5 protein-coding genes are annotated in these 4,994 nt (G+C 63.4%); 1 reads left to right on the top strand and 4 read right to left on the bottom strand.

Going from position 1 to position 4,994, the window contains the following annotated elements; all coding sequences use genetic code 11:
- Positions 1-222: 222 nt before the first annotated feature.
- The 3 genes from HUU96_RS11145 to HUU96_RS11135 are packed head-to-tail and all read right to left on the bottom strand — an operon-like array spanning position 223 to position 3,076.
- Entirely contained in the window at positions 223-807 is a 585-nt protein-coding gene (locus HUU96_RS11145; protein ID WP_174292868.1) for a glutathione S-transferase N-terminal domain-containing protein, read from the bottom strand.
- 56 nt (positions 808-863) lie between these two features.
- Positions 864-2,570, bottom strand: a complete 1,707-nt coding sequence (locus HUU96_RS11140) for an FAD-dependent monooxygenase (RefSeq protein ID WP_174292867.1) — start codon at positions 2,568-2,570, stop codon at positions 864-866.
- Positions 2,567-3,076: a MarR family winged helix-turn-helix transcriptional regulator gene (locus HUU96_RS11135; protein ID WP_174292866.1), complete on the bottom strand. Its 510-nt coding sequence runs from the start codon at positions 3,074-3,076 to the stop codon at positions 2,567-2,569. The genes HUU96_RS11140 and HUU96_RS11135 overlap by 4 nt, the downstream gene beginning before the upstream one ends.
- Positions 3,077-3,708: 632 nt before the next feature.
- Between HUU96_RS11135 and HUU96_RS11130 the strand changes: the two genes are divergently transcribed.
- The gene (locus HUU96_RS11130; RefSeq protein ID WP_174292865.1) at positions 3,709-4,338 is read left to right on the top strand and encodes a tyrosine-type recombinase/integrase; all 630 of its coding nucleotides are present in this window, start codon (positions 3,709-3,711) and stop codon (positions 4,336-4,338) included.
- A gap of 184 nt (positions 4,339-4,522) precedes the next feature.
- On the opposite strand, the gene HUU96_RS11125 is transcribed toward HUU96_RS11130, so the two are convergent.
- On the bottom strand, positions 4,523-4,994 hold a 472-nt coding region (locus HUU96_RS11125), incomplete at its 5' end, for an enoyl-CoA hydratase/isomerase family protein (RefSeq protein WP_174292864.1).

Genomic DNA, 4,994 nt, shown 5'->3' with positions numbered 1-4,994 from the left:
TGAGAGTCCGTCCAAGTGGGTGGGAAGTTGACATCGCCATGCTGCCCTAATCCGGCCCTTCGGGATCGCGCCCATCTCGGCCACTCGACAGAGGATCGCAACCGTGCGAAGCGGTCGTATTCAAGCCGGAGGGGGCCGGATTAAGTGGTCAACGAAAGCCGGTTTTAGCTCGGCACAGGCAGGGCGGCGTCGAGAGCGCATTGTGCCGGAGCAGCCCGGCGTTTAGGCAAGATCTTCCTCTGCAAGCGCTTTGGCGACGGAGGGCTGCTTGCTCATACGAGTGAAATAGCCCTGAAGTCGTTCCTGCAGCTGGATCCCGCTGACCGGAAGGGATCGGAGAGCCCAAAACAGATAGGGATCGGCGATCGTCATCCGATTGCCGAGAAGAAAAGGATGTTCCGCGAGCTGATCGTCAATCGTCGCGACGTGCTTCGACAACATCTGCCGGCCCCGGTCCTTCTCGTCGACCGACAGGTCTTTCCAGAAAGGCACTAGGTTGCCGTGGATCGCGGTCGACATGAACGAGATCGCTTCGAGCGCCCGCCAGGGTGTCATGTCGTCCGCGGCAAACAACGCGCTGCTGCGGTGCGCGATATAGGCGAGGATCGCGAGATTTTCGGTCAGGACCGTGCCATCGTCTAGCTCCAGCGCCGGAACATAGCCGCGCGGGTTGACCGTCAGATAGTCGCGTCCGTCCTCGGTTCGTTTCGCCCGGTCGATGCGGATGAGCCGATATGGCAGCCCAGCTTCGATCAGCGCAATGTGATCGGCCAAGCTGCACGAGCCTGGAGCATAATAAAGGTTCACGGCAGTTTCCTTTTTTAGCCGACGTCATTGACCAGCGTACAATAGAGGCTGGTCGGTCATTGCGCTGCGAACGCCGGAACCGCGCCGAACACCCGGCCGCAGTAGCTGCGGAGGAGTTCGGGCTCGTTCGCGGGTCCACGAAAGGCGATGTGGCCGTCCGGGCGTACGAGGATCAGAGCCGGCGTGCCATCGACGCCATAGGCGGCGTGCGCCAAGCCATCCAGGTCGGACAGCACCGGGACGCCGTCAAGTTCCGCGCTCGCAGCGCCGAGAACCAGCCGCGGACGCACCCAATTCCAACCCTGCACTGCGGTCACCGCGATCCTCAGGTCTGCCGCGGACTCGGCCCGCCTCCCATCGAAAGCGAGAAGCGACCAGCCCCAGCTTCTCCCATCGGCGTTGTAGAGGTGCGCGAACAAGGTCGTCGAAGACCCGTCGGCCGCGATCACCTTGGCGTCGGGAGCTCTTTCGCCGGGATGAGGCGTATGCCGACGAAGCAGGTCGAGAAGGCCACCCAGGTGGTCTTCGTTGAGCGGGCTTTTGGGATATCCCACCGACAACTGCTGGAGATCATCGGTCCCCTGAAGCAGCGAGCCGATGTTGGGGATGAGCTTGGCGGCAGCGCCCATCACGGCATCCTTGGCCGGGCCGCGATACACGACGTTGCGGAAGCCACGTTCTTGCTGATCATCGAGCCGTCGGTGCTCGCCGCCGCGCTCGACGTCGTAGGAGTCAAGCACGATCGGCTCGGCTTGGCCGTTCAACACCATGGCAAGCCTCCATGCGACGCCGACCGCGTCGTGCAACCCGGCGTTCATGCCCTGGCCGCCGATCGGCAGGGTCTGGTGTCCGGAGTCGCCGACCAGCAGAACGCGATTCTTGGCGTAATGCTCGGCGGCACCGTGCTGAAAGCGGCTGTGCGTCAGCCAGATCGGATCGCTCAGTGTCAGCGTCTCGTCTTCGGTCACCTTTCGGGCGATCGCCTGCATCTCGTCCAGCGTCGGGTCCCGGTCTGGAATGCCCGCATCGTCCGCCAGGAAAAACAGGCGATGGTAACCGCCCCAGACCGGAAGCACGCCGCAGAAGCCGCGCTCGTAATAGAAAAACCAGAGCTGGTCGGGCTCGGTCGAACGTCGCCAGTGCAGCTTCGCGTCAACCTGCCGGTTCATGCGATCGGGCAATTTCTCGGACTGGAAGTCGAGCCCCAGCCCTTTGCGGACGAAGCCTTCGTTGCCGTCGGCGCCGATGAGATAGCGGCAGCGGAGGCGCTCGGTCGATCCTTCAATCTCTTGATCGTCGTCTTCGGAGGTGGTGGCCAAGGTGACCGTGACCCCGTCTGAGTCCTGTTCGAAGGCCACGACCTTGCGGCCTCGCTCCACGCTGCCGCCACGCGCCTCGATCGCTTCGGTCAGGATGGTCTCGATCACATCCTGGCCGCTGTAGAGAACCTTCGGGTACGGACTGGCGACGTCGTCGACCTCAACCGGATCCACGCTTCGTCCGTTCAGGAGCGTGTTGACGCTCGTGATCTGGTAGGACTTTTCCGCCAAAGCGTCGCGGATACCGATGCTGGCGAGCAGCTCCTGCGGGCGAGCCCAGAGATTGTTGGCGCGCGAGTAGGGCTTCTTTTCCCGACGCTGCTCGAACAGTCGATAGTCGACTCCATGATGCGCCAGGGCACAGGCGGTCGTCAGGCCCACCGGCCCACCACCGACGATGATGACGTCCGCGTCGAAACGGGCGGGAATATGGAGGAGGGTCATGTGATTTCCTTGGATGGCGTGGCGTCGTCGCCTGCATCCATGTGCTGAGCGATCGCCGTGTGCATTTCTGTCAGGACAGCAATCGCGTCGGCGATCCGTGCGCCGCCGATCCGTTCAAGAACAAGCTGGTCAAGTGGTTGCTCCGCCGCTTCGGCTGCTTCCAGCGTGGCCCGACCAGCGGCCGTGAGAACGACCAGTTTCGCCCGCTGGTGGTGAGGATTCATCTCGAGCCGCACGAGTCCGCGGTCCGCGAGCAGGTCGACGACCCGCTGAACCGCTTGGCGGGACAGCCCCATATTGCGGGCGATGTGCGCAACGGGCAGAGGATTGTTGGAATAACCAAGGGCGCCGAGCACTTGCCACCAAGCCGTCGTCAGCCCGATGGCCTGCGTGAGCTGATTCCCTGTGTCGACCAATTGCCCGTTGAGCCCGAACACGGCGATCACGAGGTCACGAACGATCGTGGTTCGAGCTCCGGCGGCCTGAGGTTCGAGAGCATTGATCATCGGGGCGCTGTTTCCTTAATCGTGGGGGCCATTGCCGCTTGGGATGACGCGAGGCTGGTCCGCAGCTGTTAAAGCCAGCAAACCTATCGTCACTAACTGTCCATTTGACAACATGTTCCCAAGTTGGCTGCACATTGCAGGTATCGGCTCCTGAGGAGCCGCCAAACTCCTGGTCTTCAGACTGCTGCATCGGACTTTCCGAAAGTCGCAGTTAGGGTCGTGACAGGCCCGCCAAGACCCGGGCCTCGTGTACTGGCTCGCGACCGCCTTCAAGCCAGCGCCCTGGAGCGTATCCGAGGAGCACCAAGCACCCAGTTCTCGCCGTGATGGCTGATCGTTCAGTGAGACCAGCCGAGTTCCCATTCAATCGTGACGAGCGGCAGCTATCCACATCTGCTCGCTCCTGAGCGGCCAAACTGGGATCGGCCAAGCCGGGTCGCCAACAGTCGTTCCATCTGCCAGACACCGGACGTTCCGAGCTTCCGGGAAGGGTCGTGAGCCGACCCGAGCGCCGTGTCTGCTTTCCCCCGCCGCTCGTCTGAAAGCAGTAAGGCCGCTTCCGGCCAGCAAGCTCATCGTGATCGGTAATCTGCTGTTCTACCTGAGGCCAAACCGGCCACAGGAGAAGATCGATGGGCCGTTCAGAACATGATCCCGGTAGCAAACGCGCGCCCTGGAACGCTGGCCGAAAACTCGGAGCGAAACGTCCGCTGAAGCCGCAGCAGGTCTGGGCCATCCGGTTCTGGCTCGATCAGGACCAGCGCATTCGCGATCGAGCAATGTTCGACCTCGCGATCGACAGCAAGTTACGCGGCTGCGACATCGTCAAGATGAAGATTGGCGACCTGGTGGTCGGCGGCCGCGTTCGGTCGCGTGCGATCGTCGTCCAACAGAAGACCGGCCAGCCGGTCCAGTTCGAAATCCTCGATCCAGCTCGGACCAGCATCCTGGCTTGGTTGGAGCGACGGGGCGGAGCGCTCGACGACTTCGTCTTTCCAAGCAGGATCGATCACGCCGCTCATATCAGCACCCGTCAGTACGCCCGGCTCGTGGACGAATGGGTAACCGGCATCGGCTTGCGCCACGAGGACTACGGCACGCACTCGCTTCGCCGGACGAAAGCGGCCATCATCTACAAGCAAACGGGAAACCTCCGCGCCGTGCAGATCCTGCTCGGCCATTCGAAAATCGAGAGTACCGTGCGCTATCTCGGCGTCGACGTCGATGACGCTCTCACCCTTGCGGAGCGGACGGAAATCTGAGCGCTGGCGCAGCCCTCCAGTGAGGGCTGCGCTTACAGCTTCGCGCCCAAGCAAGACTTCTAAGCGGTCGCGGCTGTATCTCCGAAGCGGACATCGAGCGCCGATGCTCCGTCCGCGGCAATTGCAAATTGATGCTCGGATGCTTCGCCACCCGACGCCGCGCGAGCTCGTCGGGTCGGCAAACTCAACCTGACTGCGCGTCGCGCCAGCGGATCGCAGCCTGAAGCCCATCCACGCGGCGGATACGATCGAACTCGGCGCGCTCGGGGCCGCCGGAGCTTTCGATGAAGATGTCGAGTTCGAGTGCCTGGGCGAGCGTCGAGCGGAGGCCCATCGCGTCGTAGCCGCGGTTGATAGCGAGCTTCGTCAGCCGCACCGCGGTGGTCGCCGCCGCGGCCATGCGATCCGCCACCGCCAGCGCTTCGTCCAGCTCCTGGCCGGCCGGCACGACGCGGTTGACGATACCGAGGTCGCAGGCGCGCTCGGCGGTGATCTGGTCGTCGCCGGTCAGCAGGATTTCGCGGGCGGCCTTCGAGCCGGCGACCAGCGGCAGCAGTAGCGCCACCGCACCCGACCCGAACCTCACCTCCGGGGCACCGAACCGCGTACCTTGCGCGGCGATCGTCACGTCGCAGGCGAGCGACAGCTCGAACGCC

Source organism: Sphingomonas bacterium (assembly GCF_903644135.1).
GTDB lineage: Bacteria > Pseudomonadota > Alphaproteobacteria > Sphingomonadales > Sphingomonadaceae > Sphingomonas.
Note: the sequence above shows the minus strand (reverse complement) of the source record. Positions and strands in the feature narration are given on the sequence as shown.